23 protein-coding genes and 1 tRNA gene are annotated in these 25,211 nt (G+C 70.8%); 8 read left to right on the forward strand and 16 right to left on the reverse strand.

Translation table 11 applies throughout. From position 1 onward, the window contains the following. Nucleotides 1-40 precede the first annotated feature (40 nt). Both leuS and B0B15_RS10390 read right to left on the reverse strand, forming a co-directional pair. Nucleotides 41-2,614 carry a leucine--tRNA ligase gene (gene leuS, locus B0B15_RS10385; protein ID WP_176776618.1) on the reverse strand — a complete coding sequence of 858 codons (2,574 nt, stop codon included), beginning with the start codon at nucleotides 2,612-2,614 and terminating at the stop codon, nucleotides 41-43. A gap of 65 nt (nucleotides 2,615-2,679) precedes the next feature. Continuing rightward, a complete protein-coding gene (locus B0B15_RS10390; RefSeq protein ID WP_076675803.1) occupies nucleotides 2,680-3,918 on the reverse strand; it encodes an anthranilate synthase component I family protein in 1,239 nt (412 codons plus the stop codon). Between the two features lie 42 nt (nucleotides 3,919-3,960). On the opposite strand from B0B15_RS10390, the gene B0B15_RS10395 reads away from it, so the two are divergent. From B0B15_RS10395 to B0B15_RS10415, 5 genes are all read left to right on the forward strand, one after another. Further along, a complete protein-coding gene (locus B0B15_RS10395; RefSeq protein WP_076675805.1) occupies nucleotides 3,961-4,641 on the forward strand; it encodes a DedA family protein in 681 nt (226 codons plus the stop codon). A gap of 5 nt (nucleotides 4,642-4,646) precedes the next feature. Further along, entirely contained in the window at nucleotides 4,647-5,678 is a 1,032-nt protein-coding gene (locus B0B15_RS10400; RefSeq protein ID WP_076675807.1) for an App1 family protein phosphatidate phosphatase, read from the forward strand. Between the two features lie 62 nt (nucleotides 5,679-5,740). Beyond that, entirely contained in the window at nucleotides 5,741-6,451 is a 711-nt protein-coding gene (locus B0B15_RS10405) for an SOS response-associated peptidase (RefSeq protein ID WP_076675809.1), read from the forward strand. Further along, nucleotides 6,448-7,359, forward strand: coding sequence for a 3-methyladenine DNA glycosylase (locus tag B0B15_RS10410; protein WP_076675811.1), 912 nt, complete (start codon nucleotides 6,448-6,450; stop codon nucleotides 7,357-7,359). Before B0B15_RS10405 ends, B0B15_RS10410 begins: the two co-directional genes overlap by 4 nt. Before the next feature lie 41 nt (nucleotides 7,360-7,400). After that, a tRNA-Ala gene (locus B0B15_RS10415) sits at nucleotides 7,401-7,473 on the forward strand. A gap of 368 nt (nucleotides 7,474-7,841) precedes the next feature. Here the strand turns inward: B0B15_RS10415 and rsfS are convergent. From rsfS to rplU, 9 genes are all read right to left on the reverse strand, one after another. Next, the gene (gene rsfS, locus B0B15_RS10420; RefSeq protein ID WP_076675813.1) at nucleotides 7,842-8,222 is read right to left on the reverse strand and encodes a ribosome silencing factor; all 381 of its coding nucleotides are present in this window, start codon (nucleotides 8,220-8,222) and stop codon (nucleotides 7,842-7,844) included. Beyond that, a complete protein-coding gene (locus tag B0B15_RS10425) occupies nucleotides 8,219-9,391 on the reverse strand; it encodes a hypothetical protein (RefSeq protein WP_076675815.1) in 1,173 nt (390 codons plus the stop codon). The genes rsfS and B0B15_RS10425 overlap by 4 nt, the downstream gene beginning before the upstream one ends. Beyond that, a complete protein-coding gene (gene nadD / locus B0B15_RS10430; protein WP_076675816.1) occupies nucleotides 9,388-9,984 on the reverse strand; it encodes a nicotinate-nucleotide adenylyltransferase in 597 nt (198 codons plus the stop codon). The genes B0B15_RS10425 and nadD overlap by 4 nt, the downstream gene beginning before the upstream one ends. A gap of 10 nt (nucleotides 9,985-9,994) precedes the next feature. After that, nucleotides 9,995-10,219: a hypothetical protein gene (locus B0B15_RS10435; RefSeq protein WP_076675817.1), complete on the reverse strand. Its 225-nt coding sequence runs from the start codon at nucleotides 10,217-10,219 to the stop codon at nucleotides 9,995-9,997. Between the two features lie 55 nt (nucleotides 10,220-10,274). Continuing rightward, on the reverse strand, nucleotides 10,275-11,534 hold the full coding sequence (locus B0B15_RS10440) for a glutamate-5-semialdehyde dehydrogenase (RefSeq protein WP_076675826.1): 1,260 nt from the start codon (nucleotides 11,532-11,534) through the stop codon (nucleotides 10,275-10,277). Nucleotides 11,535-11,538: 4 nt separating this feature from the next. Continuing rightward, a complete protein-coding gene (gene proB, locus B0B15_RS10445; RefSeq protein ID WP_076675827.1) occupies nucleotides 11,539-12,375 on the reverse strand; it encodes a glutamate 5-kinase in 837 nt (278 codons plus the stop codon). After that, nucleotides 12,372-13,916: a GTPase ObgE gene (obgE, locus tag B0B15_RS10450; RefSeq protein WP_076675828.1), complete on the reverse strand. Its 1,545-nt coding sequence runs from the start codon at nucleotides 13,914-13,916 to the stop codon at nucleotides 12,372-12,374. The genes proB and obgE overlap by 4 nt, the downstream gene beginning before the upstream one ends. A gap of 151 nt (nucleotides 13,917-14,067) precedes the next feature. Then, on the reverse strand, nucleotides 14,068-14,325 hold the full coding sequence (gene rpmA, locus B0B15_RS10455) for a 50S ribosomal protein L27 (protein ID WP_058596273.1): 258 nt from the start codon (nucleotides 14,323-14,325) through the stop codon (nucleotides 14,068-14,070). A gap of 18 nt (nucleotides 14,326-14,343) precedes the next feature. Further along, nucleotides 14,344-14,652 carry a 50S ribosomal protein L21 gene (gene rplU, locus B0B15_RS10460; protein ID WP_076675829.1) on the reverse strand — a complete coding sequence of 103 codons (309 nt, stop codon included), beginning with the start codon at nucleotides 14,650-14,652 and terminating at the stop codon, nucleotides 14,344-14,346. A gap of 214 nt (nucleotides 14,653-14,866) precedes the next feature. On the opposite strand from rplU, the gene B0B15_RS10465 reads away from it, so the two are divergent. Next, nucleotides 14,867-15,145 (forward strand): DUF4031 domain-containing protein, encoded by a 279-nt coding sequence (locus tag B0B15_RS10465; RefSeq protein ID WP_076675830.1) that lies wholly within the window; start codon nucleotides 14,867-14,869, stop codon nucleotides 15,143-15,145. A 146-nt stretch (nucleotides 15,146-15,291) separates the two neighbouring features. Here the strand turns inward: B0B15_RS10465 and B0B15_RS10470 are convergent, their stop codons facing one another. Continuing rightward, the gene (locus tag B0B15_RS10470; RefSeq protein ID WP_076675832.1) at nucleotides 15,292-18,000 is read right to left on the reverse strand and encodes an Rne/Rng family ribonuclease; all 2,709 of its coding nucleotides are present in this window, start codon (nucleotides 17,998-18,000) and stop codon (nucleotides 15,292-15,294) included. Nucleotides 18,001-18,351: 351 nt separating this feature from the next. On the opposite strand from B0B15_RS10470, the gene B0B15_RS10475 reads away from it, so the two are divergent. Beyond that, on the forward strand, nucleotides 18,352-18,951 hold the full coding sequence (locus B0B15_RS10475) for a vitamin K epoxide reductase family protein (RefSeq protein WP_076675834.1): 600 nt from the start codon (nucleotides 18,352-18,354) through the stop codon (nucleotides 18,949-18,951). Nucleotides 18,952-18,998: 47 nt separating this feature from the next. Next, nucleotides 18,999-19,220: a PLD nuclease N-terminal domain-containing protein gene (locus B0B15_RS10480; RefSeq protein ID WP_256334276.1), complete on the forward strand. Its 222-nt coding sequence runs from the start codon at nucleotides 18,999-19,001 to the stop codon at nucleotides 19,218-19,220. Between the two features lie 153 nt (nucleotides 19,221-19,373). Here B0B15_RS10480 and ndk read toward each other — a convergent pair whose 3' ends face one another. Genes ndk through ileS form a run of 4 tightly spaced genes read right to left on the reverse strand, consistent with a single transcriptional unit; the run spans nucleotide 19,374 to nucleotide 24,990 of the window. Continuing rightward, the gene (ndk, locus tag B0B15_RS10485; protein ID WP_058231506.1) at nucleotides 19,374-19,790 is read right to left on the reverse strand and encodes a nucleoside-diphosphate kinase; all 417 of its coding nucleotides are present in this window, start codon (nucleotides 19,788-19,790) and stop codon (nucleotides 19,374-19,376) included. Nucleotides 19,791-19,793: 3 nt separating this feature from the next. Next, nucleotides 19,794-20,207 (reverse strand): DUF4233 domain-containing protein, encoded by a 414-nt coding sequence (locus tag B0B15_RS10490; protein WP_076675836.1) that lies wholly within the window; start codon nucleotides 20,205-20,207, stop codon nucleotides 19,794-19,796. Then, nucleotides 20,204-21,556, reverse strand: a complete 1,353-nt coding sequence (locus B0B15_RS10495; protein WP_076675838.1) for a bifunctional folylpolyglutamate synthase/dihydrofolate synthase — start codon at nucleotides 21,554-21,556, stop codon at nucleotides 20,204-20,206. The genes B0B15_RS10490 and B0B15_RS10495 overlap by 4 nt, the downstream gene beginning before the upstream one ends. Further along, entirely contained in the window at nucleotides 21,553-24,990 is a 3,438-nt protein-coding gene (ileS, locus tag B0B15_RS10500; protein WP_076675844.1) for an isoleucine--tRNA ligase, read from the reverse strand. Before ileS ends, B0B15_RS10495 begins: the two co-directional genes overlap by 4 nt. Nucleotides 24,991-25,211: the final 221 nt, after the last annotated feature.

Raw genomic sequence — 25,211 nt, forward strand, 5'->3', positions numbered from 1 at the left:
GCTCCGCAGAGCTCGGGGACGTGGCATCCGGAGTCGACGATCACTTCGTCGAGAAGCTGACCACCTTCGGCGGACGCACGACCGCGCGCACGATCTCGCGCTCGCCGAGCGCGCGCAGCACCTTGTCGTCGCCGCGAGCGAGCTTCTCGAGCTCGTCGGCGCCGATCTTGGCCGAGACCTGCAGCGTGCCGCGCACCTTGCCGTCGATCTGCACGACGGCGGTGACGGTGTCTTCGACCAGCAGCGTCGGGTCGGCCTGGCGCCAGGTGGCGAGACCGACGAAGCCGTCGTAGCCGAGCGTCTGCCACATCTCCTCCGCGGTGTGCGGGGCGAAGAGGTCGAGGGTCATCGCGATGACCTCGGCGGCCTCGCGCACGGCGGGGTCGCTCGCCCCCGCGGACCCGTCGATCGCCTTGCGGGTGGCGTTCACGAGCTCCATGAGCCGCGCGACGACGACGTTGAACTTCGTCTGCTCGACGAGGTTCGGCGCCTCGGCCAGCAGGCGATGGGTCACGCGGCGCAGCGACGCGTCGCCCTCGGCCCAGACCACGTCGGTCTCGCTGTCGACGTCGTGCGCGATGCGCAGGGCGCGGGCGAGGAACTTCGCCGCTCCCGTGGTCGAGACGTCGCTCCAGTCCTTGTCGTCTTCCACCGGACCAGCGAAGGCGAGCGCGACGCGCAGCGCGTCGGCGCCGTGGGCGTTGAGCTCCTCCTGGAAGAGCACGACGTTGCCCTTGCTCTTCGACATCTTCGCGCCGTCGAGGATGACCATGCCCTGGTTGATCAGGCTCGAGAACGGCTCGGTGAACTCCACCAGGCCCATGTCGAACAGTGCCTTGGTGATGAAGCGGGCGTACAGCAGGTGCAGGATCGCGTGCTCGACGCCGCCGATGTAGAAGTCGACCGGACCCCACTTCGACGCCTCGCGGGCCGGGAACGCCTCGGTCTCGCTGTTCGGCGAGAGGAAGCGCAGGTAGTACCACGAGCTGTCGACGAAGGTGTCCATCGTGTCGGGGTCGCGCAGCAGTGTCTGACCCGTCTCGGGGTCGGTGACCTGCACCCACTCGGTCGCGGCGCCCAGCGGCGAGGTGCCCTTGGGCTTGAGGTCGAGGCCCTCGACCGACGGCAGGCGGACGGGCAGCTGGTCGGCGGGGACCGGCGTGATCGAGCCGTCCTCTCCGTGCAGCATCGGGATGGGCGTGCCCCAGTATCGCTGGCGCGAGATCAGCCAGTCGCGCAGGCGGTACGTCTTGGCCGCGCGGCCGACGCCCTTCGCCTCGAGCTCCTCGATCATGCGCGCGATCGCGTTGCGCTTGCTCAGGCCGTTCAGCGATCCGGAGTTGATCATGCGACCGTCGCCGGTCAGCGCGACACCGGTCTTCACCGGGTCGGTCTCCTCGACGTCGCCGAGCGGATCGATCGGCACGCCGTCGGCATCCAGCTCGATCACGGGGATGGCGCCGGTCACGGGGGCGTTGGTGTCGACGACCACCTTCACCGGCAGGTCGAACGCGCGGGCGAAGTCGAGGTCGCGCTGGTCGTGCGCGGGCACGGCCATGACCGCGCCGTGACCGTAGTCGGCCAGCACGTAGTCGGCGGCCCAGATCGGCAGCTTCTCGCCGTTGATCGGGTTGATCGCGTAGTGGCCCAGGAAGACGCCGGTCTTGGGGCGGTCGGTCGCCTGACGTTCGATGTCGGTCGCGCGCTGCACCTGCTCGAGGTACGCGCGGAACGTCTCCTGCACACCCTGATCAGCGGATGCCGCCAGCTCGGCGGCGAGGTCGGACTCGGGCGCCACGACGAAGAACGTCGCACCGTGCAGCGTGTCGGGGCGCGTCGAGAACACCGTGATCTTGTCGGCGCGGCCCTCGATCTCGAACGCGATGTCGGCGCCGACGGAGCGTCCGATCCAGTTGCGCTGCATCTGGATGACCTTGCTCGGCCAGAAGCCCTCGAGCTGGTTCAGGTCGTCGAGCAGGCGGTCGGCGTAGTCGGTGATCCGCAGGAACCACTGCGTCAGCTTCTTCTTCACCACGACCGCGCCGCTGCGCTCGCTCGTCCCGTCGGGCAGAACCTGCTCGTTGGCGAGCACGGTCTGATCCACGGGATCCCAGTTGACGAGGGCGTCCTTGCGGTAGGCGAGGCCCTTCTCGTACAGCTTCTGGAACAGCCACTGGTTCCAGCGGTAGTACTCAGGGTCGCTCGTGTGCAGCACGCGGCTCCAGTCGAACGAGACGCCGTAGTCCTTCAGGCTCTCCTTCTGCTGGGCGATGTTCGCGTAGGTCCACTCGACCGGGTCGGCACCGCGCTGGATGGCGGCGTTCTCGGCGGGCAGGCCGAACGAGTCCCACCCGATGGGGTTGAGCACGTTGTAGCCGCGGTGGCGCCAGAAACGCGCCACGATGTCGGAGTAGAGGTAGTTCTCGGCGTGACCCATGTGCAGGTCGCCCGAGGGGTAGGGGAACATCGCGAGCACGTACTTGCGCGGACGCGTGTCGTCGTCGCCACCGGCGCGGAAGGGGTCTCTCTCGGCCCAAGCCTGCTGCCACTTCGCCTGGATGGCGTGGGTGTCGAAGCCCCCCTCGCGGGGGTCTGCTGCGGAGTTCTGAGACACGGGTGAAGCCAATCGTGAAGGTCGGGAGGCCGCGGGGACCAACTCCCAGGCTATCGGAGTCCGCGTCACCACCCGGGCGGCACCGCAGCCCCGAGGGCGGCGAGCGGGCTGCGCGCCTTGAGGCCCACTTCGGCGACCTCGGATGCCGCGACCGAGCGCCACGTGATGCCGCCGCCGGCGCCGACCCAGGCGGCATCCGGTTCGACGACGACGCTGCGGATCACCATGGCGAGGTCGGCGGAGCCGTCGTCGCCGACCCACCCGAACGCCCCGGAGTAGACGCCGCGGGGTTCCGTCTCGAGGCCGGCGAGGATGTCCATCGCCGAGCGCTTGGGCGCGCCCGTCATGCTCCCCGCCGGAAAGGTCGCCGCCAGCAGATCGCCCAGCGTGATGCCGGGCAGCAGTCGGCCCGAGACCTCGCTCACGAGTTGGTGTACGCTCGGGTACGTCTCGACCTCGAGCAGGCGATCGACGCCGACCGTCGACGGCTCGCACACGCGCGAGAGGTCGTTGCGCATGAGGTCGACGATCATGACGTTCTCCGCGCGCTCCTTGGCATCCGTCCGCAACTCCTCGGCGAGGGCCCGATCGATCGCGTCGTCGGCCGAGCGGCGCCGCGTGCCCTTGATGGGGTGCGTGTGCACGTGGCCGTCGCGCACGGTGAGGAAGCGCTCGGGCGACACGCTCGCGAGGGCGACACCGCCCTGGCGGAGGAACCCGGCGTGGTGCGACCCCGACGCCCGGCGCAGGCGGCGGAACACGTCGAGCGCGTCGACCGCCCCCGGGACGGTGAAGCGGGTGGTGAGGCACAGCTGGTAGGCGTCGCCCTCGCGGATCCGCTCCCGACAGGCCTCGATGAGGTCGGCGTACCGCTCGGGTGACACGCGGGCGGATGCCACACCCCGCGCCGGCGCGTCGGGCACGGGCTGCGCGGGGGGAACGGCGGCGAGGCGCTCAGCCGTCGCCGCGTCGCCGAAGACGAGGAGACGACGGGTGACGTGGTCGAACGCCAGGAAAGAGTCGACGCGCAGCCACGCGCCGTCGCCCTCGTAGGTGCGCCAGCCGACCCATCCCCCGCGGAACGCCCCGGCCTCGTCGTCTGGCGCGCTCGTGCGCGTCGCATCGACGCCGGAGGGGCCGGCCTCCGCGACCGGGGTCCCCACGCCCATCCAGCTCCACCCCGACTCGGCGTTGACGCCCGCGTCGAGCCAGAACGCCTGGTCGGACGCCGCGAAGAGGTGCAGGAACGCCGCTTCGGGGTCGATCCAGGCGTGCCGGGTGAACGGAGAGGCGGAGTCGGGCACGCTCCCAGGCTAGGCGCGGCGCGCGGCTCTAGGCTGACGGAGGTGAACGAGATCCTCACGTGGCTGCTCGACGTCGTCCAGAACGTCGACCCCGTGTTGCGCACGGTCATCGCCGGTCTCGCGGTCATGCTCGAGACGAGCGTGCTGGTCGGCCTCATCGTCCCGGGCGACACGATGGTCATCGTCGCCGGCACGGCCGTCGCCTCGCCGGTGGAGGGTGTGGTGCTGGCCGCGGCGATCGTCGTGGGCGCGCTCATCGGCGAGAGCTTCGGGTTCTGGCTCGGGCGGTACTTCGGCCCGCGCATTCGCGCGTCGCGCATCGGGCAGAAGCTGGGCGAGCGCAACTGGGACCGTGCCGACCGCTACCTGCGCCGACGCGGGGGTCCGGCGATCTTCCTCTCGCGCTTCCTCCCCGTGCTGCACTCCCTCGTGCCGCTCACGGTGGGCATGAGCGGCTACAGCTACCGCCGCTTCCTCGCGTGGACGACGCCGGCGTGCATCGTCTGGGCGAGCCTGTACGTGACAGTGGCGGCGGGCGCGGCGGGCACGTACCGCGAGCTCAGCGATCGCATCCACTACGCCGGCTACGTCTTCGTCGGCATCCTCGTCGTCTTCCTCGTGCTGGTGTTCGTCGGCAAGAAGGTCATCGAACGGATGGAACGTCGTCACCTGGCCGATGACGACCAGATCCTCGAATCCGCGGACGGTGACGTGAAAGACTGAGGCGGATGCCTCGCAATCCTCGCGCCAAAGTGCTCTGGTTCGCCCGACTGGAGCGCCGCTTCCACCGCTGGCGCGAACGACGCGCCCGCGCCCGCGGCCTGCGTCCCGCCGTCACCGGCTTCCCGGGCTACGGCACCGAAGAGTGGGTGCGCGTCCTCGGTCGGGTCCTCATCGCCCCGCCGACCAAACGCACGTCCACGGGCGAGCTCGAGAGCCTGCGCGGGTGGCGCAGCTTCGCGGCCGTGCCGGTGGGTTTCGCGCACGTCACGGTCGTCGTCGACGGCGTCACGCACCAGGTCGCCGCCGACCGCGGAGGCGTCATCGACGCGAAGTTGCCCGCCACGATGAAGCCCGGGTGGCAGACGGTGACGATGTCGGTCGAGGGCAGCACCCCGGCGGAGGTGCGCGTCTTCATCGTCGGCTCCGACGTGCGCTTCGGCGTCGTCAGCGACATCGACGACACCGTCATGGTCACCGCCCTCCCCCGTCCGCTGCTGGCGGCGTGGAACTCCTTCGTGGTCGACGAGCACGCGCGGCAGCCCGTCCCCGGTATGGCGGTCATGCTCGAGCGCCTCACCCGCGAGCACCCCGGCACGCCCGTGATCTACCTCTCCACGGGCGCGTGGAACGTCGCGCCGACGCTCACGCGGTTCATGCGCCGGCACCTGTTCCCGGCGGGTTCCTTCCTCCTCACCGACTGGGGCCCGACGCACGACCGGTGGTTCCGCAGCGGCCGCGACCACAAGGAGCTCAACCTGCGTCGCCTCGCGGACGAGTTCCCCCAGGTGAAGTGGTTGCTCGTCGGCGACGACGGCCAGCACGACGACGCGATCTACACGGGCTTCGCGATCGAGCGGCCGCAGAACGTCGAGGCGGTCGCGATCCGCCGTCTGCTGCCTGCCGAGGCCGTGCTCGCCGGTGGTCGAACCGTCGTCGACGACCACTCCGCGGCGGAGGTTCCCTGGGTCACCGGCTCCGACGGCGCGGCCCTGCTCGACCGCCTCGAAGACGTCGGCGTCATCTCGCGCGACGCCTGACCGCCGGATGCCGCGGGCACCTGCGAGTGCTCGATGTCGGAGGGGCCGCGTACGGTGGAGGCATGTGCGGTCGATTCGTCGTGGCCAATGTCGCCAGTGAGCTCGTGGGGGTGCTCCGCGTCGACGTCGAGGCCGACGAGCTGCCCCAGCCGTCGTACAACATCGCCCCCACCTCTTCGGTGGCGATCGTGCTCGACTCGCTCAAGAGCGAGCCGCCGGTGCGCCGCCTCGAGGTCGCCCGCTGGGGTCTCGTGCCCGGGTGGGCCAAAGACGTGAAGGTCGGCGCACGCGCCTTCAACGCCCGTAGCGAAGAAGTCGAAGACAAGCCGATGTTCCGCAACGCCCTCATCAAGCGACGCGCCATCGTCCCGGCATCCGGCTACTACGAGTGGAAGACGACCGAGGCCGGCAAGACGCCGCACTACATCCACCCCGCCGACGGGTCGCCTCTCTTCTTCGCCGGGCTCTACGAGTGGTGGAAAGACCCCGCACGCGCCGACGACGACCCGGCGCGCTGGGTGCTCAGCTGCACGATCCTCACGCGCGACTCGATCGGCCGGCTCGGCTCGATCCACGACCGCATGCCGCTGTTCATGGACCCCGATGTCGCCGACGCGTGGCTCGACCCGACGACCGAGAACGTCGGCGACATCCTCGATGCCGCGATCGACGCTGCCCCCGACGTCGCCGAGACGCTCGACGATCACGTCGTGTCGTCCGCCGTGGGCAACGTGCGCAACGACTCCCCCGAGCTCATCGAACCGGTCGAATGAGCCTCACGGTAGATGCCGTCGCCGTCCTCTCCCGCGACGAATGGATGCCACGGGCCTCCGCGCATGCTGCGCGCGCGGAGGCGCTCACCGCCGCCCACCGCGCACGCGCGAGCCGGGGCGAGAAGCACCCCGTCGAGGACTTCCTCTTCACGTACTACTCGTACAAGCCCGCGATCCTGCGGCGGTGGCATCCCGGTCCCGGCGTCGTCCTGCGCGACGCCGCCGAGCGCTCCGCGTGGCGCTGGTACCGCGCCGATGGCGACGACGTGCGAGTGGATGCCGCGGGTTTCCGCGCCGACAAGGACTCGATGTACCGCGGCATCGTGAACCTCCTGCGGGCGACGCTCGATCGCCCCGCGCAGTTCGGCTGCTTCGGTCTGCACGAGTGGGCCATGGCCTACCGCGCCGACGAGGTGCGTCACGCGGTGCCGCTGCGCTTGGGCCGGCACGGCACCGACGCCGTCGTGGACGCGCACGATTTGAAGTGCACGCACTTCGACGCGTTCCGGTTCTTCACGCCCGACGCCGTGCCCCGGAACCGCTCGCCGCTGCGGCGCGACGACCAGGTCGCGTGGGAGCAGCCGGGGTGTCTGCACGCCGGTATGGACGTCTACAAGTGGGCGGTCAAACTCGGCCCCCTGACCCCCGGTGCGATCCTCCTCGACGCGTTCGAGCTCGCCCGTGACATCCGCACCCTCGACATGGAGGCGTCCCCCTACGACCTGACCGACTGGGGGTACGGCGCCGTCGCGATCGAGACGCCGGAGGGCAAGGCCGAATACGTCACCCGGCAGCGCGCGCTGAGCGCCCGAGGGCAGGAGCTGCGCCGTCGCCTTCTCGACGCCGTGACGGCGCCCGACGACACGCCCGGCGGCGCCGATTTTCCTCGTCTGCGATCCGTGTTGTAAGCTCATGGAGTTGCCTCAAACGGGGCGGAAAACAAAAACACGGGCCTGTGGCGCAGCTGGTAGCGCACCTGCATGGCATGCAGGGGGTCAGGGGTTCGAGTCCCCTCAGGTCCACCCGGTTGAGAATGCCCCCGCTTCGGCGGGGGCTTTCTCGTTGCATCCTGGTGCTGGTACCGCCCCCGCGCGAAGTCTGCCCCCGCTGAGCCGCGGTGCGCAGATGGTCGCGGATCTCATCGGTCGCGCCGCGCGGAGCGCGGAGTCTGCTCCCCCGCTACGCCGAAGTGCGCAGACGGTGGCGGATCTCGCCGGGCTCGCCGCGCGCAGCGGGGAGTCTGCTCCCCCGCTACGCCGAGGTGCGCAGATGGTCGCGATCTCGTCGGGCTCGCCGCGCGGAGCGCGCACCCCGACGATTCTCCACCGGCGTGCGCGGCGGACGACGAACGCCCCCCGCCAATCGGCAGGGGGCGTCACGGGTGCGTGCGTTACTCGGACGCGTTCGCGGGCGCGGGCAGCTCCATCGGGATGACGGGGCAGTCCTTCCAAAGGCGCTCGAGGCCGTAATAGACGCGTTCCTCCTCGTGGAACACGTGCACGACCAGGTCGCCGAAGTCGAGCAAGACCCAGCGCGACTCCTGACGGCCCTCGCGGCGCAGCCGCTTGTGGCCGGCCTCGAGGAGCTTCTCCTCGACCTCGTCGGCGATCGCGGCGACGTTGCGCTCGTTGCGACCGGTGACGAGCAGGAACACGTCGACCAGAGGAAGGGGCTCGGACACGTCGAGGGCGACGATGTCGTCGCCGCTCTTGGAATCGGCGGCGAGGGCGGCGATCTGCGCCATCTCCCGCCCGTTGTCGGTGGCTGTCATCGGAAGACTCCTGTCGTGAAGGCGAGCACGAGGGTGACGGCCACCGCCAGCGCGAGCGCGCCAGTCGTGATGATGAGGCCGACGAGGAGCTTGCTCCCCTTCTCGGGCGCCGGGGGGCGAATGATCTCGCCCGGTTGCTTGACGGTGCTGATCGCGGCACTGGCGGCGATCGGCGTGGGGGACGAGGCGGGCGGGAGCTCGCCGTCGAGAAGCACCGCGTCGGCGTCACGGCCGTCGGTGGTGCCGGGTGCGTGGCCGACGGAACCGAGTCCCTCGGGCAGCTCGAACGTGCCGGTGATCATGATCTCGCCCGTGCCGTTGATCGGACCGACCAGCGGGACGCCGGTGGGGGTCTGCGACAGGATGAGCGCGTTCGGGGTCGAAACGGTGCCGGTGGCCCCGGTGTTGCGCGAGATGAGCTGATCGAACGACGCCGGCAGGCTGATGTCGGGCGTCTGCCCGTCGAGCAGGTCGGATCCGAGCGCCGGGTTGACGACCGACGGGGCCGGTGCCTCCTCGGGAACCGCGGTGGCGTTCTCGTCGGCGGCGGCGGGCCGGAAGATGGCCGGGGACACGGGGGCGCCCGCGGCCGGGGCCGATGCCGCGCTCTGACGAGGCTGCCCGGGCTCCAGGTCGGAGCTGATGATCGGAACCGCCGCCGTGCGGATCTTCTCCTGCGCACGCGCCTGACGACGCGTGAGACCCGACACACCGAATTCGGCGCCCGTGTCGGTGAACGGCGAGTCGAAGACGGCGGGACGCAGAGCCTGCGCGGCCGGCTGTTCGGCCGGTGCCGGTGCGGCGGCGGTCTCGCCGCTCGCGGTGGACGCAGCGTCGTCGGTCTCGACGTCGTCGAGGGCGGCGGACTCGTCGTCGGAGGATTCGACGGCGGGCGTCTCGGCGAGCTGCTCTGCGCCGTCCGCGCCGGCGGGGACGTCATCGGTTGCCGCCTCGTCGGCTGTGCCGGCGGGGGCGTCTTCGGCCGCCGCCTCATCGGCCGGGGCGGCGGGGACCGCATCGATGACCTCCGCAGATGCCGGGGTCGCGGCATCCGGAGACTGCTCGCCCTCGGGCTGCGGCGGGATGATCGGGGTCGCGCCGGTCTGGCGCAGCTCGCGCAGCTGACGACGGGTCAGCGCGGGCGTCTCTGGGGTCTCGGAAGTGCTCATGCCTTACTCCGGTAGAGGTGATGCTTCGCGATGTACTGCACGACGCCGTCGGGCACGAGGTACCACACGGGGTGTCCTCGGCGCACACGAGCGCGGCAGTCTGTGGACGAGATCGACAGCGCCGGGATCTCGAGCTGGCTCACGTTGTCGGAGGGCAATCCCTCCGTGGTGAGCACGTGGCCCGGACGCGAGACGGCGACGAAGTGCGCCAGGTCCCACAGCTCCTGGTGGTTGCGCCAGCTGAGGATCTGCGCGACCGCGTCGGCCCCGGTGATGAAGAAGAGCTCGGCGCCGGGGCGCTGCTCCTGCAGGTCGCGCAGGGTGTCGATCGTGTAGGTGGGGCCCGCCCGGTCGATGTCGACACGGCTCACCGTGAACTGCGGATTGGATGCCGTCGCGATCACCGTCATGAGGTAGCGGTGCTCGCTCTCGGTGACGTCGTCCTTCTGCCAGGGGCGGCCCGTGGGAACGAAGACGACCTCGTCGAGATCGAACGATTGCGCGACTTCGCTGGCCGCGACGAGGTGACCGTGATGGATGGGATCGAACGTCCCACCCATGACCCCGATACGAGGGGCGCGCGTCACCGACATACGGTGGCCCTCAGTGGCCGTGGGCCTCGGGCGTGGGCGTGCCGTGCTTCTGCGTGTAGGCCTCGGCCTTGTGCGCGTGACGGTTGGAGACGTTGCGGTACGACAGCGTGACCAGGCTCAACGCGACGAAGACGACGAAGGCCACCACGCCGTACCAGAAGGTCGAGGCCTGGACGTTGCCCCCGTGGTGGGCGCCCTCTTCAGCGGCCTGGGCGAGAAGTGACACGAAAGTCATCAGTGCTCCGTTCGAAGTAACCGCGCGTCGCGACGCGCGTTGCCATTTTAGGCGGTCAGGCGCGCACCTGGCCGTCGCCGCGCCCGAGCCACTTGGTGCTCGTCAGCTCGGCGAGGCCCATGGGTCCGCGGGCGTGCAGTTTCTGGGTCGAGATGCCGACCTCGGCTCCGAAGCCGAACTCGCCTCCGTCGGTGAAACGTGTGGAGGCGTTCACCAGCACGACGGCCGAGTCGACCTCGGCCAGGAAGCGATCGGCGGCGCTCTGGTCGGCGGTGACGATCGACTCCGTGTGCTGGGTGGAATAGCGACGGATGTGCGCCAGGGCGTCGTCGAGATCGTCGACCACGCGCACGGCGAGGTCGAGCGTGCCGTATTCGCGCGCCCAGTCGTCGGCGGTGGCGGCCACGACGCGGCCGTCGTGCGCGCGGGTGGCGTCGTCGCCGTGCACGGTGACCCCCGCGTCGGACAGGGATGCCAGCAGCTCGGGCAGCAGACGGTCGGCGGCGTCGCGGTGAACGAGGACGGTCTCGACGGCGTTACAGACGCTCGGGCGCTGCACCTTGGCGTTGAGGACGATGTCGCGCGCCCAGTCGTCGCGGGCCGTCGCGTCGAGGAAGACGTGCACCACGCCCGCGCCGGTCTCGATGACGGGGACGGTGGACTCGGTCACGACGGTCTCGATGAGCGCGGCGCTCCCCCGCGGCACGAGCACGTCGACGAGACCGCGGGCGTTCATGAGAGCCCGTGCGCCGTCGCGCCCGAAATCGTCGACGCTCTGGATCGCCTCGGCGCTGACGCCCTGCGCGCTCAGCGCGTCGCGCATGACCCGGACGAGCGTGGCGTTGCTGCTCCGGGCCGCCGAGCCGCCCCGCAGGACGACGGCATTGCCCGAGCGCAGCGCGAGCGACGCGATGTCGACCGTGACGTTGGGGCGGGCCTCATAGATCGAGCCGACGACGCCGAACGGCACGGCGACCTTCTGCAGCGAGAGGCCGTTGGGCAGGACCCGCGTGTCGAGGACGCGACCCACCGGGTCGGGTAGCTCGGCCACCTCGCGGACGGCGGCGGCCAGAGCCGCGACACGTCCCGGGTCGAGCCGCAACCGATCCAGCAGCGATTCGCCGATGGCATCCGCCCGACCGCGCTCGAGGTCATCGGCGTTCGCCGCGACGATCTCGGCGGAGGCCGCGTCGATGGCACCCGCCACCCCCATGAGCAACGCGCTCTTGCGCGCCGAGTCGAGCAGCGCGATCTCGCGCGCGGCGTCTTTGGCCAGACGAAGGCGCTCGTCGACGGAGGCGGCGATCACGGTCATGGGCTCAGTGTACCGGCGCGTTCACGGCGCCCACGGGGCCCGTTGCCAGGGTGACGGGGTCGGGGTTCGGGGCGAACCACGTGCCGACGGCCTCGCCGGCGAGGGCGGATGCCACGAGGTCGGCGCTCGTGACGAGCACCCCGACGCCGGCGGTGGAGGCGAGCTTCGCGGCGGACGCTTTCGTCGCCGCTCCCCCGGTACCGACGCCGTTGACGACCCCGGCGCCGAACTCGAAATCGGACAGGTCGTCGCCCCAGGCCACGTCGGTGATCGCGCGCGCGCCCGGCTCGCTCGGCGGGCGGGTGAAGAGCGTCTCGATGTCGCTCAGGAGCACCAGCGCGTCGGCACCGATGAGCTGCGCCACGAGGGCAGCGAGCCGATCGTTGTCGCCGAAGCGGATCTCGTGGGTGGCGACGGTGTCGTTCTCGTTGACGATCGGAAGGATGCCGAGCCCCAGCAGCCGCTCCATGGCGCGACGCGCGTTGGAACGGTGCGTGGCGTTCTCGAGATCGCCGGCGGTCAGCAGCACCTGGCCCGCGAGCAGGCCGAAGCGGTCGAGGGAGGTCTGGTACCGCCACATGAGGACGTTCTGGCCCACGGCGGCCGCAGCCTGCTGCGTCGCGAGGTCGTTGGGGCGCCCCTCGAGGTCGAGCAGGGGCAGGGCGGTGGCGATCGCGCCCGACGACACGAGGACGACCTCGGTCCCGGCACCGTGGGCCCGGGACAGCGCCTCCACGATCGTGTCGATGCGGTGAGCACCGTCGCCGCTGATCGACGACGATCCGACCTTCACCACGACGCGGGCGGCGCCGGGGATGTCGGAGCGTGTCGTCGCGGTCATCGCTCCTCGTCCCCCGACGTCACCGCGGACGAGTCGCCGTCGGGCGAGATACCCGCGGCACGCGCCGCGCGGCGCTCGGCTTCGAGCTCGGCTCGAGCGTCGGCCTTGGCATCCATCCGCTCGTGGTACTGCTCGCGACGCTCGGAGGAGGTGCGGCGGCTGTTCTGCACGAGACGCGGATCGGTTCCGCGCGGGGCCGTCATGAGTTCGGCCGCGGAGGTGAGCGTGGGCTCCCAGTCGAAGACGATGCCGTCGCCGGGGCCGATGACCACGGTCGCACCGGCGACCGCGCCGGCGCGGAAGAGGCCGTCTTCGACGCCGAGGCGCGCGAGGCGATCGGCGAGATAGCCCACGGCCTCCTCGTTCTGGAAGTCGGTCTGCTGCACCCACTTGACCGGCTTCTCGCCGAGGATGCGGTAGACGGGACCGTAGGTGCCGCCCTCGACCTTGATCTCGAAATCCTTCTCCGCACCCTTGGGGCGGATGACGACCCGCTCGGCCGGAGCGTCCTCGATGGTGGCGAGCCGGTGCTGCTCGACGATGTCGCCGAGCGCGAAGGTCAGCTCACGCAGACCCGCGCGGCTGACGGTGGAGATCTCGAAGACGCGGAATCCGCGTTCCTCGATGTCGGGGCGGACGAAGTCGGCGAGCTCGTGCGCCTCGGGGACGTCGATCTTGTTCAGCACGACGATCTGCGGACGCTCGAGCAGCGGCACCTGGCCCTCGGGCACCGGGTAGGCGGCCAGCTCGGCGAGGATGATGTCGAGGTCGCTCAGCGGGTCGCGGCCCGGGTCGAGGGTGGCGCAGTCCAGAACGTGCACGAGCGCGGTGCAGCGCTCGACGTGGCGGAGGAACTCCAGCCCCAGGCCCTTGCCCTCGCTCGCGCCCTCGATGAGGCCCGGGACGTCGGCGATCGTGTAGCGGGCGTCGCCCGCCTGGACCACGCCGAGGTTCGGGTGGAGGGTCGTGAAGGGGTAGTCGGCGATCTTGGGCCGCGCGGCGGACACCGCGGCGATGAGGCTCGACTTGCCGGCCGACGGGAAGCCGACCAGGGCCACGTCGGCCACGGTCTTCAGCTCGAGGACGACATCGCCCTCCCAGCCCGGGGTGCCGAGCAGCGCGAAGCCGGGGGCCTTGCGCTTCGGCGACGCGAGCGCCGCGTTGCCGAGTCCGCCCAGGCCGCCGGGAGCGGCGACGAAGCGCATGCCGGGGGTGAGCATGTCGACCAGCACGTTGCCGTCGGGGTCTTTGACCACGGTGCCGAGCGGGACCGGGAGCTCCTGGTCCTCGCCCAGGGCGCCCGAGCGGTGGTCGCCCATGCCGAACCCGCCGTTTCCGGCGGAGCGGTGCGGCGAGTGGTGGTACGACAGCAGGGTCGTCACCTGCGGGTCGGCGACGAGCACGACGTCGCCGCCGCTGCCGCCGTTGCCGCCGTCGGGACCGGCCAGCGGCTTGAACTTCTCACGGCGCACCGAGACGCAGCCGTTGCCGCCCTTGCCCGCACGCAGGTGCAGGGTCACGCGGTCGACGAAGGTGACCATGGCGGGTCCTTCCGGGTGGGCGGCGGCGGGGCCGACGCGGCGGGAGACGGGAATGCCGTCGGTGCCGGCGGGTTCGGGTCAGCCGTGCACGGGAAAAAAGACGAGGGGGCGGGCAGTGCCCACCCCCTCGGAAGCGCCGGAGCGCTGAGGATTACTCCGCAGCGGCGACGATGTTGACGACCTTGCGGCCGCCCTTGTTGCCGAACTCGACCGCACCGGCGGCCAGAGCGAACAGCGTGTCGTCGCCACCACGGCCGACGTTGGCGCCGGGGTGGAAGTGCGTGCCGCGCTGGCGGACGAGGATCTCGCCGGCGTTGACGGCCTGGCCGCCGAAGCGCTTCACGCCGAGGCGCTGTGCGTTGGAGTCACGACCGTTGCGGGTGGAGCTTGCGCCCTTTTTGTGTGCCATCTCTGCGTCTCCTGGCTCTTACTTGATGCCGGTGATCTTGACGCGCGTGAGGTCCTGGCGGTGGCCCTGGCGCTTCTTGTAGCCGGTCTTGTTCTTGAACTTCTGGATCACGATCTTCGGACCGCGCTCCTCGCCGAGCACCTCGGCCGTGACCGAGACCTTCGCGAGCTTGTCGGCGTCGGTCGTGACCGCGTCGCCGTCGACGAACAGGACGGCGGGCAGCTGGATGCTCTCGCCGACCTTCGCCTTCTGGCGGTCGAGCACGACGACCGTGCCGACCTGGACCTTCTCCTGGCGGCCGCCGGCGCGCACAACTGCGTAAACCACTTCACACCTGTTTTCGTTCGGGAGCGCACGGCTCCGGTTGTCTGATGACGTCGGGAGGGTCTGGCGACCCAAGTCTCGGTGCGATCCGGCCGACGAAAGTCAGCGGGGTCACGCTCCGATGAGAGCGGACGCGACGCACCAAGGGTCAAGTTTAGCTCACCCGGGGGCATCCGGCAAAAGCATCCGCCCCGCGTGTCGACCGTAGGATCGCGGGATGGCGATCCTCATCGACGACCCGCAGTGGCCCGCGCACGGACGGCTCTGGGCGCACCTGGTGAGCGACAGCGACCTGGACGAGCTGCACGCCTTCGCCGCGGCCGCGGGGATCCCCGCCCGTGCCTTCGACCTCGACCACTACGACGTACCCGATGCGCGGCACGCGGACCTCGTCGCCGCCGGTGCCGAGCACGTGGGCGGCAAGGAGCTCGTCCGCCGCCTGCGCGCCTCCGGGCTGCGCATCACCGCGCGTGAGCGACGCGACGCGGGACGCTGACGCCGATCTCCCGAGCGGCCGATCTCGGCGATCACGTACGGGACGACGGCATCCGCCCCTCCGCCCTCGTGCACGAGGGGCCGTCCTCCGTCGCCGGGGCTGGTGCTCGGCGATAAAGGACGACCCCACGGGAGGGATGAGCGGACTCAGGACTCCGGCGTCGTCGGCTGCGCGTTGACCGGGGTGCCGGTGAGGGCCGCGGTCGTCACGCGACGGCGCGAGCGTCCCTGTCCGGGAGCCTTGGGCTCGGGGAGTGCCTCGAGCACGGACTCCAGGAGCGCGTCCTTCTCGGTGCGCGGGGCCTTGGGCTCGCGCTTCTTGCGCGGACGCTTCTCGCGCACGGGAGCGGCGGGCGCCTCGGGCTCGGACTTGGCCTCCAGGACGGCCTCGACGGAGGCGACGACCGCCGCCTCGACCACGGCCGGGTCGTCGATGGTCGGCTTGACGGTGGATGCCGCGATCTGCGCGAGCGCGGACTTCACGCCCTCGGTGATCACGTGCGTGCCGCCGGCTTGCGCCGCCGCGCCTGCGCCGTTGGCGCCATTGCCGCCGTTCTGCGACGCGCCGTTGCCGGAGCCGTTGTTCTGTCCGTTGCCGCCCTGGCCGTTGCCGCCGCGACCGCGACGGTTCGACGAGCCGCCGTTGCCGTTGCCGTTGCCGCTACCACTGCCGCCGGCCGGGCTCGACGACCGGTGGCGCACCACCGGGTCGTGGTGCACGATGACGCCGCGACCGGCGCACACCTCGCACGCCTCGCTGAAGGTCTCGAGAAGACCCAGACCCAGCTTCTTGCGGGTCATCTGCACGAGACCGAGGGAGGTGACCTCGGCCACCTGGTGCTTGGTGCGGTCGCGACTGAGGCACTCGATGAGGCGGCGCAGCACGAGGTCGCGGTTGGACTCGAGCACCATGTCGATGAAGTCGACCACGATGATGCCGCCGATGTCGCGCAGGCGGAGCTGGCGGACGATCTCCTCGGCGGCCTCGAGGTTGTTCTTGGTCACGGTCTCTTCGAGGTTGCCGCCCGACCCGACGAACTTGCCGGTGTTGACGTCGACGACGGTCATCGCTTCGGTGCGGTCGATGACGAGCGAACCGCCGGAGGGCAGCCACACCTTGCGGTCGAGGGCCTTCTCGATCTGCTCCGTGACGCGGAAGGCGTCGAAGGGGTCCTGCTCGCCCTCGTACTTCTCGACGCGCTCGAGCAGGTCGGGCGCGACGCCCTTCAGGTACGACGAGATCGTCTGCAGCGCCTCGTCGCCCTGGATGAGCATGCGCGTGAAGTCCTCGTTGAAGACGTCGCGCACGATCTTGACGAGGAGGTCGGGCTCGGAGTGCAGCAGGGCCGGGGCCTGGATCGTCTTGACCTGGCTGGACACGTGCTCCCACTGCGAGGTGAGACGCTGCACGTCGAGGGTCAGCTGCTCCTCGGTGGCGCCCTCGGCGGCCGTGCGCACGATCACGCCCGACGACTCGGGGAGCACCTCCTTGAGGATCTTCTTCAGGCGTGCGCGCTCGGTGTCGGGCAGCTTGCGGGAGATGCCGTTCATCGTGCCGTTCGGCACGTAGACCAGGTAGCGGCCGGGCAGCGAGATCTGGCTCGTCAGGCGCGCGCCCTTGTGACCGACGGGGTCTTTCGTGACCTGCACGAGCACGCGGTCGCCCGACTTGAGCGCAAGCTCGATGCGGCGGGGCTGATTGTTGGTCTCGACGCCGTCCCAATCGACCTCGCCGGAGTACAGCACCGCGTTGCGGCCGCGGCCGATGTCGACGAACGCGGCCTCCATGCTCGGCAGCACGTTCTGCACGCGGCCGAGGTAGACGTTGCCGATGAGCGAGGCGTCCTGGTTGCGCGCGACGTAGTGCTCGACGAGCACGTTGTCTTCGAGCACGGCGATCTGGATGCGACCGGCCTTGGAGCGCACGACCATGACGCGGTCGACGGCCTCGCGGCGGGCGAGGAACTCGGCCTCGGTCACCACGGGACGGCGGCGGCCGGCCTCGCGTCCGTCGCGGCGACGCTGCTTCTTGGCCTCCAGGCGCGTGGAGCCCTTGATGCGCTGCGGCTCGGTGATGACCTCGACCGCGCGCTGGCGGACGGGCGCGGCCGGCGTCTCGGGGAGCTCGTCGGCGGAACCGGTGCTCGCTCCCCCGCGGCGGCGGTTGCGGCGGCGCGCGTTGGCGGAGCCGCGCTCGGCGGGTCCGTCGTCGTCACGATCGTCGCTTTCCCAGGCCTCGTCGCGCGCCGGAAGCGGCGGGAGCGCGGGGGCGTAGAAGTGCAGTGCGGTCGACACGGCCGAGACGAAGTTCTCGGGCAGCAGGCCGAGCGACACCGCCGTGGGGCGGGCCGGCTTCTCGGGCTCGGCGGGGGTCTCGGGCTCGGCGGCGATTCGGCGCTTGGCTGCTGCGTCGGCGGTGTTCGCGCTCTGCCCGGCGTCATTCGCCTCAGCGGCGGGACCCGCGGGGTCATTCGCTCGAGCGGCGTCGGAAGCGTCCGCGGCCGGGGCGTCGGCCTCAGGAGCCTCGGCGTCATTCGCGTCGGCGGCGGGGACGTCGGCGTCATCCGCCTCGGGGGCACCGGGGGCCGTCTCACCCGTGGCGTCGAACTCTTCCGCGGGAGCGTCGGCCGGGGCCTCGGACGCGGAAGCGTCGGCTTCGAGCACGGCGGGCGCCTGCGTGTCGTCGGCGGCGGCCGAGGCGGCATCCTGGACCGCGGCCTCCTCCTCGTCGACGCCGGACGCCTCGTTCGACGCGGTGTCGCCGGCGGGGACCGTCTCGGTCTCGGGGGTCTCGGTCTCGGGGGTCTCGATCGGCGCCTGCTCGGCGGGGGTCTGATCGTCGGTCACTTCGGCCATATCGGGTGTTCTCCCTGGCGGGCGACACCGCGCGTCGCCCGACGAAATCTCATGCAGCGCCGCACCCGGCGGGGCTGCGAACTCACTCGGTCTGCAGCAGGCCTGCGGCTCGTGCTGCGAAGGGCGGTCATCGCCCGAAGTCTTCTGGGTGATGTTCCTGCGGCGCGGCCGCGGTCACATCAGCTTTCATTATCGCACGGACGGGCGAAACGGCCAGCGGACGGGGCCGTCCACGCGCTCGTCGTCCGTGAGACCGGCATCCGCTCCCCTGGATCGGGCGCGCGGGGGTGGTCGCTTCGACGCCGAGGCGTCCACAGCGGGCCGATATGCCGGCGGTGGCAGAATCGCCCCATGAGCGAGAGCGTCACCCCCCGTCGTCCGGTCGTCGTCGCCATCTGGCTGATCTTCGCCGGGGCCGTCGGATGGTGGGCGGCGTTCTCGTTGACCATGGAGCGCTTCCACCAGCTCATCAACCCTGGGGCCGCGGCATCCTGCGACTTCAGCGTGCTCGTGCAGTGCTCCACCAACCTGCAGTCGTCGCAGGGCAGCGTCTTCGGCTTCCCCAACCCGATCATCGGCCTCGCCGCCTGGATCGCACCCATCGTGGTCGGCATGGCCTTGCTGGCGGGTGCGCGCTTCGCGCGGTGGTTCTGGGTGCTGTTCTGGCTGGGCTTCGTCTTCGCGATCGGTTTCGTCGCCTGGCTCATCGCGCAGAGTCTCTTCGTACTCGCGACCCTCTGCCCGTGGTGCATGGTGACGTGGTCGGTCGTCATCCCGTCGTTCTTCGTCGTCACCCTGCACGTGCTTCGCGAGGGGGTCATCCCGGGCGCGCCGAGGGTGCGCGAGGTCGCCGACCGGCTCATGATCTGGGTGCCGCTGATGAGCATCGCCTGCTACGTCGTCGTCGCGGTGCTCGCGCAGCTGCGGCTGAACGTGCTCGCGCAGTTCTGACCTGGCGGGTGCGGCCTTCCGTGCCCTAGCTTCGACAAACGGATGCCGTGAACCCGCTGATGCTCGCGGCGTACGACCTTGTCTGGTCAAGCGTGACCGTCGTGGCGTTCGGTCTCGCTGTCTGGGGCATCGTGAGCCTCTCCCGGGGTGCGAGTCGCCTGTCGTCGGCGACAGCCTTGGTGTGGGCGCTGGTGATCCTTCTCGTTCCCGTGCTCGGGCCGGTCTCGTGGCTGCTCGCGGGTCGTCGGGCCGGGGTCGCGCGGACCTGACCGCGTTTCCGCGCCGGTGGCTTCGACCGGCTCAGCCGCCTCGGGCGGAAGCTTGTGCCACCGGAGGGGGAGGTTCCTGAGCTCGTCGAAGGGACCGTGACACGACGAAGGCCGCCACCCCTTGCGGGGCGGCGGCCTTGTCGGCATCCGGGATCAGGCGAACCAGATCGCGAGCTCGCGCTCGGCGGATTCGACGCTGTCGCTGCCGTGAACCAGGTTCTGCTGCACCTTGAGGCCCCAGTCGCGGCCGAAGTCGCCGCGGATCGTGCCGGGAGCGGCGGTGGTGGGGTCGGTGGTGCCGGCGAGGGAGCGGAAGCCCTCGATCACGCGGTTGCCCGCGAGGCGGATCGCCACAGAGGGGCCGGAGAGCATGAACTCCAGCAGCGGCTCGTAGAACGGCTTGCCCTCGTGCTCGGCGTAGTGCCGGGCGAGGGTCTCACGGTCGGGCTCGACGAGGCGGATGTCGACGAGCGCGTAGCCCTTCGCCTCGATGCGGGCGAGGATCGCGCCGGTGAGGCCGCGGGCGACGCCATCGGGCTTGACCAGGACGAGGGTCTCTTCGGTGGCCATGGGTCATTCTCCGTTCGAGAGGTCGGGGTCGGCGGCCCGCCGCGCATTCGCACGATCGAGGGCCGCTCCCTTGATCGTCGCATACGCCCACATCCCGCCGAAAATGACGGCGACGACCGCGAGGGCCGGAACGAGGAAGCCGCCGAGGAGCAGGAGCACCTGCAGTCCCCACCCGGCGAACAGCGCCCAGCGGTGTCGCAAGAGGCCCGACACCGCGACCATCGCGATGGCGAGCACGACTCCCCCGACAATCCCCCACCACGGTTCGATGCCGAACGGCAGCACCTTCAGGCCGTAGACGACGAGGCCGCCGAGGAAGACGATGATCGACTCGAAGCCGAGCACCACCGCGCCGAGCGATTCCTGCGCGCCGCGCTGACGACGCGGCCGCGGGGCGCGAGACTCGCGCGGGCTCATCCCTGCCACCCGGCCTTCCAGTCCTCGAGCGCAGCGAGGCGCAGGGCTTCGCCGGCGAGCACGACGGAACCGGCGATGACGACGGCGCGTCGGTCGGACTCCGCCGCCCACGCGCGGGCCGCGTCGGCCGCGTCCTCGAGCGTCGGGTGCACCGTCACGGGGAGGTCGGCCGCTTCGGCGACGTCGGCGATCGTGTCGGGGTCGGTCGCGCGGTCGCTGTCGGGCGCTGTGGCGAAGACGCGGGCGACGGCCGGGGCGAGCGTCGACATGATGCCCGCGGCATCCTTTCCCTCCAGGATGCCGACCACGGCGCCCCACTCGTCGATGTCGAACGAGTCCTTCAACGCCGCGACCAGCGCGCGCGCACCGTGCGGGTTGTGGGCGGCGTCGACGAACACGGTCGGAGCCGTGCCGAGGAGCTGCAGGCGGCCCGGCGAGGTCGTGTTGCCGAGACCGTCGGCCACGACGTCGGCGTTGAGCGGCTGCTCTCCCCCGCCGATGAGCGACTCGACCGCGGCGACGGCGAGGGCGGCGTTGGCGCCCTGGTGCGCGCCGTACAGCGGGAGGTAGACGTCACGGTAGGTTCCGGCCACACCGCGGATCGACACCTGCTGCCCGCCGACGGCGAGCGTCTGGCCCTCGAGCGCGAAGCCGTCGCCCGCCACGGAGACGATGGCGCCCTCCTTCTCGGCACGCGCGCGGATAGCCCGCAGCGCCTCGGGCGGCTGGGCGGCCGAGACGACCGCCGCGCCGGGCTTGATGATCCCGGCCTTCACGGTCGCGATCTCCGCGATCGTCGAACCGAGGCGGTCGGCGTGATCGATGTCGATGGGGGTGAAGACCGCGACGTCGCCGTCGGCGGTGTTCGTGGAGTCCCACTCCCCACCCATGCCGACCTCGAGCACGAGCACGTCGATCGGCGCGTCAGCGGCGACCACGAAGGCGAGCACCGTGAGCAGCTCGAAGAACGTCAGCGGAGCGTCGTCGGATGCCGCGAGCTCGGCATCCACCAGGTCGACGAACGGCTGGATCTCGTCCCACGCGTCGGCGATCGCGGCGTCGTCGACGGGCTCGCCGTCGATGAGGATGCGCTCGGTGAAGCGCTCGAGGTGGGGGCTGGTGAACAGGCCCGTGCGCAGACCCACCGCCCGCAGCAGGCTCTCGATCATGCGGCTGGTCGAGGTCTTGCCGTTCGTACCGGTCACGTGGATGACGCGATACGTGCGCTGCGGGTCGGCGAGCAGCTCGAGCACGCGGCGCGTGCGCTCGACACGCGGCTGCACCCACTGCTCGCCCTGCCGCTGCAGGAGCGCACTGTAGACGGCGTCGGCCCGGGTACGGTCGCTCATACGATTCCTCCGATACGGGCGACGGCGACGGTGACGGCACCGACGTTCGCATAGGTCTTCGCGGCGATCCGCGTCTCGTACTCCGCGGGAAGGGCGGAACCGCTCTCGATGAGTCGACCCTCGGGCCCGGCCAGGACGACCGCCTCGGCGAGCGTCTCGGATGCCACCCCGGCGACGTCGAACGCCTGGGCGACGGCCCGCGCGTCGGCATCCTCGACGAAGGTCAGCGACAGGAAGATGCGGTCGCTCACGTCGAAGCCGGCGGCCTTGCGGGTGTCCTGGATGCCGCGGATCATGTCGCGCGCCAGGCCTTCGGCCTCGAGCTCGGGCGTGGTGACGGTGTCGAGCAGCACGAAGCCGCCCGATGACAGCACCGCGAGCGCCTCGCCCTCGGGCCGGCCGGCGGTCTCGACGACGAGGTCGTACTCGGCGGGCTCGAGCGGGATGCCCCCCGCGACGACCCGCCCGTCGACCTCGCTCCAGTCGCCCTCGCGCGCCGCCTTGATGGCCTGCTGCACCTGCTTGCCAAGGCGGGGGCCCGCAGCACGGGCATTCACCGACAGGCGGTGGGTGATGCCGTACTCGGCGGCCGTGCCGCCCTCCAGGGCGACCTGCTCGACGGCCTTGACGTTGAGCTCCTCGCGGAGGATGTCGTCGAACTGCGCGAGCCCTGCGGCATCCGGGGTCACCACCGTCAGACGCGGCAGCGGCAGGCGCACGCGCTTGCCCTCGCGCTTGCGCAGGGCGTTGGCGACGCTCGAGACCTCGCGGACGGTGTCCATCGCGGTGCGGATGTCCGTCGCTGCGGGGAACACGGAGGCATCAGGCCAGTTCTCGAGGTGCACGCTGCGGCCGCCGGTGAGCCCCTGCCAGACGCGCTCGGTGACCAGGGGCAGCAGGGGCGCGGCGACGCGGGTGAGCGTCTCGAGCACCGTGTACAGGGTGTCGAACGCCTCGCGACTCGAGGGGTCGTCGGTCACGCCGACCCAGAACCGGTCGCGCGAGCGGCGGATGTACCAGTTGGTCAGCACCTCGGCGAAGTCGCGCAGGCGCTCGGCCGCGGTCGTCGAGTCGAGGCCCTCGAGATCAGCGGCGACGTCGCGGACGAGGTCGCCCGTGAGCGCGAGGATGTACCGGTCGAGCACGTCGGTCGAGTCGGTGCGCCACTCGGCCGTGTAGCCCTCCGCGCCGGACGCGTTCGCGTAGGTCGCGAAGAAGTACCACGCGTTCCACAGCGGCAGCAGGAATTCGCGCACCCCGGCGCGGATGCCCTCCTCCGTCACGACGAGGTTGCCGCCGCGCAGGACGCTGGACGACATGAGGAACCACCGCATGGCATCCGAACCGTCGCGGTCGAACACCTCGCGCACGTCGGGGTAGTTGCGCAGCGACTTCGACATCTTCTGCCCGTCGTTGCCGAGCACGATGCCGTGGCACGACACGCCCGTGAACGCGGGGCGATCGAACAGCGCTGTCGACAGCACGTGCATCACGTAGAACCACCCGCGGGTCTGCCCGATGTACTCGACGATGAAGTCGGCCGGGGCGTGCTCGTCGAACCAGTCGTGGTTCTCGAACGGGTAGTGCACCTGCGCGAAGGGCATCGAGCCCGAGTCGAACCACACGTCGAGGACGTCCTCGATGCGGCGCATCGTCGACCGCCCCGTCGGGTCGTCGGGGTTCGGACGCGTGAGGTCGTCGATGTAGGGGCGGTGCAGGTCGACCTCGCCGTCGGCGTTCATCGGCAGGCGGCCGAAGTCGGCCTCCATGTCGGCGAGCGAGCCGTACACGTCGATGCGCGGGTGGTTCGGGTCGTCGCTCTTCCACACGGGGATCGGCGAGCCCCAGTAGCGGTTGCGGCTGATCGACCAGTCGCGCGCGCCCTCGAGCCACTTGCCGAACTGGCCCTCCTTGACGTTCTCGGGCACCCAGGTGATCTGCTGATTGTTCGCCAGCAGGTCGTCCTTGATGTCGGTCACGCGGACGAACCAACTCGACACGGCCTTGTAGATGAGGGGGTTCCGGCAGCGCCAGCAGTGCGGGTACGAGTGCTCGTACGACGCCTCGCGCAGCAGGCGACCGCCCTGCTTGAGCAGGCGGATCAACGGACGGTTGGCCTCGAGCCACAGCTCGCCGGCCACGTCGGTGACCGCGGCGAGGAACCGGCCGCCGTCGTCGAGGGAGATGATCGTCGGCAGGCCCGCGGCATCCGCGAGGCGCTTGTCGTCCTCACCGTAGGCCGGGGCCTGGTGCACGATGCCCGTGCCGTCGCTGACGGTGACGTAGTCGTCGACGAGGATCTTCCACGCGTTCTGCGTGCCCCACGTGTCGGCGTCGGCGTAGTAGTCGAAGAGCCGGTCGTACGACACGCCCTCGAGCTCGGAGCCCAGGATCGTCGTCTGCACGGCCGCGCGGGCGGCATCCGGGGTCTCGTAACCGAGGTCCTTGGCGTAGTTCGGCAGCAGGTCCTCGGCCAGCAGGTAGCGGTGGGCGACCGCCTCGAACGCCTCATCGGGCGTGCCGTCGGGGGTGGTGTGCACGTCGGCGGCGCCGTTGGGGCCGCCCTCGATGACGGCGTACCGGATGCCGGGACCCACCGCGAGCGCGAGGTTCGTCGGCAGGGTCCACGGCGTCGTCGTCCAGGCGAGCGCGCGGACGCCGGTGAGGCCGAGCGCCTCGGCCTTCGCCCCGACGAGCGGGAACGTCACCGTGACCGACGGGTCCTGACGCATCTTGTAGACGTCGTCGTCCATGCGCAGCTCGTGCGTCGACAGGGGCGTCTCGTCGCGCCAGCAGTACGGCAGCACGCGGTAGCCCTCGTACGCGAGGCCCTTGTCGTGCAGGGTCTTGAAGGCCCAGAGCACGCTCTCCATGTATGTCGTATCGAGCGTCTTGTAGCCGCGCTCGAAGTCGACCCAGCGGGCCTGACGCGTGACGTAGTCCTGCCACTCGCGCGTGTACTCGAGCACCGACTCGCGGGCCTTGGCGTTGAAGGTGGCCACGCCCATGGCCTCGATCTCGTCCTTCTCGGTGATGCCGAGCTGCTTCATCGCCTCGAGCTCGGCGGGCAGGCCGTGGGTGTCCCACCCGAACACGCGATCGACCTTCTTGCCGCGCATGGTCTGGAAGCGCGGGAACACGTCCTTCGCATAGCCGGTGAGCAGGTGCCCGTAGTGCGGCAGGCCGTTGGCGAAGGGCGGGCCGTCGTAGAAGACCCACTCGTCGGCGCCCTCCCGGTTGTCGATCGACGCGCGGAACGTGTCGTCGCGCTCCCAGAACGCGAGCGTGTCGTTCTCGATCGCCGGGAAGCGGGGGCTGGGGACGACGGATGCCGTGGCGGCGGCGCCCTGGCCGGCTGCCGGGGTCGTGGCATCCGGGGTCGCGTTCGACGCGTCGGCGGCGGGGCCGAAGGATGAGGGGCGTGGGTAGGTCATGTCTCTCCGCGGGTCGAGGTCTGCTCGCCGGGACGATCCTGTGAGGACCGCGGTACCACCCTGCATTGCGCCCCGCGACGGAGCGCCACTCTCACTGCGGCGGTGACGGGCCTGCCCCGCGCGGTTCTAGTCCGGGCCGCAGCCCGTTTCTTCCGCGAGCTCCCCGGTGATGGCCGGATCGACGCTGTTCGCTCCATTCTACGCGAGCCCGACGCCCCGCG

Origin of the sequence: Microbacterium sp. RU1D (genome assembly GCF_900156435.1) — a bacterium.
Lineage (GTDB): Bacteria > Actinomycetota > Actinomycetes > Actinomycetales > Microbacteriaceae > Microbacterium.

Excerpts from the sequence above, each read along its gene's own strand:
- B0B15_RS10400 (WP_076675807.1), top strand. The coding sequence starts at position 4,647 with ATGCCTCGCAATCCTCGCGCCAAAGTGCTCTGGTTCGCCCGACTGGAG.
- B0B15_RS10405 (WP_076675809.1), top strand. The coding sequence starts at position 5,741 with ATGTGCGGTCGATTCGTCGTGGCCAATGTCGCCAGTGAGCTCGTGGGG.
- B0B15_RS10410 (WP_076675811.1), top strand. The coding sequence starts at position 6,448 with ATGAGCCTCACGGTAGATGCCGTCGCCGTCCTCTCCCGCGACGAATGG.
- rsfS (WP_076675813.1), bottom strand. The coding sequence starts at position 8,222 with ATGACAGCCACCGACAACGGGCGGGAGATGGCGCAGATCGCCGCCCTC.
- B0B15_RS10425 (WP_076675815.1), bottom strand. The coding sequence starts at position 9,391 with ATGAGCACTTCCGAGACCCCAGAGACGCCCGCGCTGACCCGTCGTCAG.
- nadD (WP_076675816.1), bottom strand. The coding sequence starts at position 9,984 with ATGTCGGTGACGCGCGCCCCTCGTATCGGGGTCATGGGTGGGACGTTC.
- B0B15_RS10435 (WP_076675817.1), bottom strand. The coding sequence starts at position 10,219 with ATGACTTTCGTGTCACTTCTCGCCCAGGCCGCTGAAGAGGGCGCCCAC.
- B0B15_RS10440 (WP_076675826.1), bottom strand. The coding sequence starts at position 11,534 with ATGACCGTGATCGCCGCCTCCGTCGACGAGCGCCTTCGTCTGGCCAAA.
- proB (WP_076675827.1), bottom strand. The coding sequence starts at position 12,375 with ATGACCGCGACGACACGCTCCGACATCCCCGGCGCCGCCCGCGTCGTG.
- obgE (WP_076675828.1), bottom strand. The coding sequence starts at position 13,916 with ATGGTCACCTTCGTCGACCGCGTGACCCTGCACCTGCGTGCGGGCAAG.
- rpmA (WP_058596273.1), bottom strand. The coding sequence starts at position 14,325 with ATGGCACACAAAAAGGGCGCAAGCTCCACCCGCAACGGTCGTGACTCC.
- B0B15_RS10465 (WP_076675830.1), top strand. The coding sequence starts at position 14,867 with ATGGCGATCCTCATCGACGACCCGCAGTGGCCCGCGCACGGACGGCTC.
- B0B15_RS10470 (WP_076675832.1), bottom strand. The coding sequence starts at position 18,000 with ATGGCCGAAGTGACCGACGATCAGACCCCCGCCGAGCAGGCGCCGATC.
- B0B15_RS10475 (WP_076675834.1), top strand. The coding sequence starts at position 18,352 with ATGAGCGAGAGCGTCACCCCCCGTCGTCCGGTCGTCGTCGCCATCTGG.
- ndk (WP_058231506.1), bottom strand. The coding sequence starts at position 19,790 with ATGGCCACCGAAGAGACCCTCGTCCTGGTCAAGCCCGATGGCGTCGCC.
- B0B15_RS10490 (WP_076675836.1), bottom strand. The coding sequence starts at position 20,207 with ATGAGCCCGCGCGAGTCTCGCGCCCCGCGGCCGCGTCGTCAGCGCGGC.
- B0B15_RS10495 (WP_076675838.1), bottom strand. The coding sequence starts at position 21,556 with ATGAGCGACCGTACCCGGGCCGACGCCGTCTACAGTGCGCTCCTGCAG.
- ileS (WP_076675844.1), bottom strand. The coding sequence starts at position 24,990 with ATGACCTACCCACGCCCCTCATCCTTCGGCCCCGCCGCCGACGCGTCG.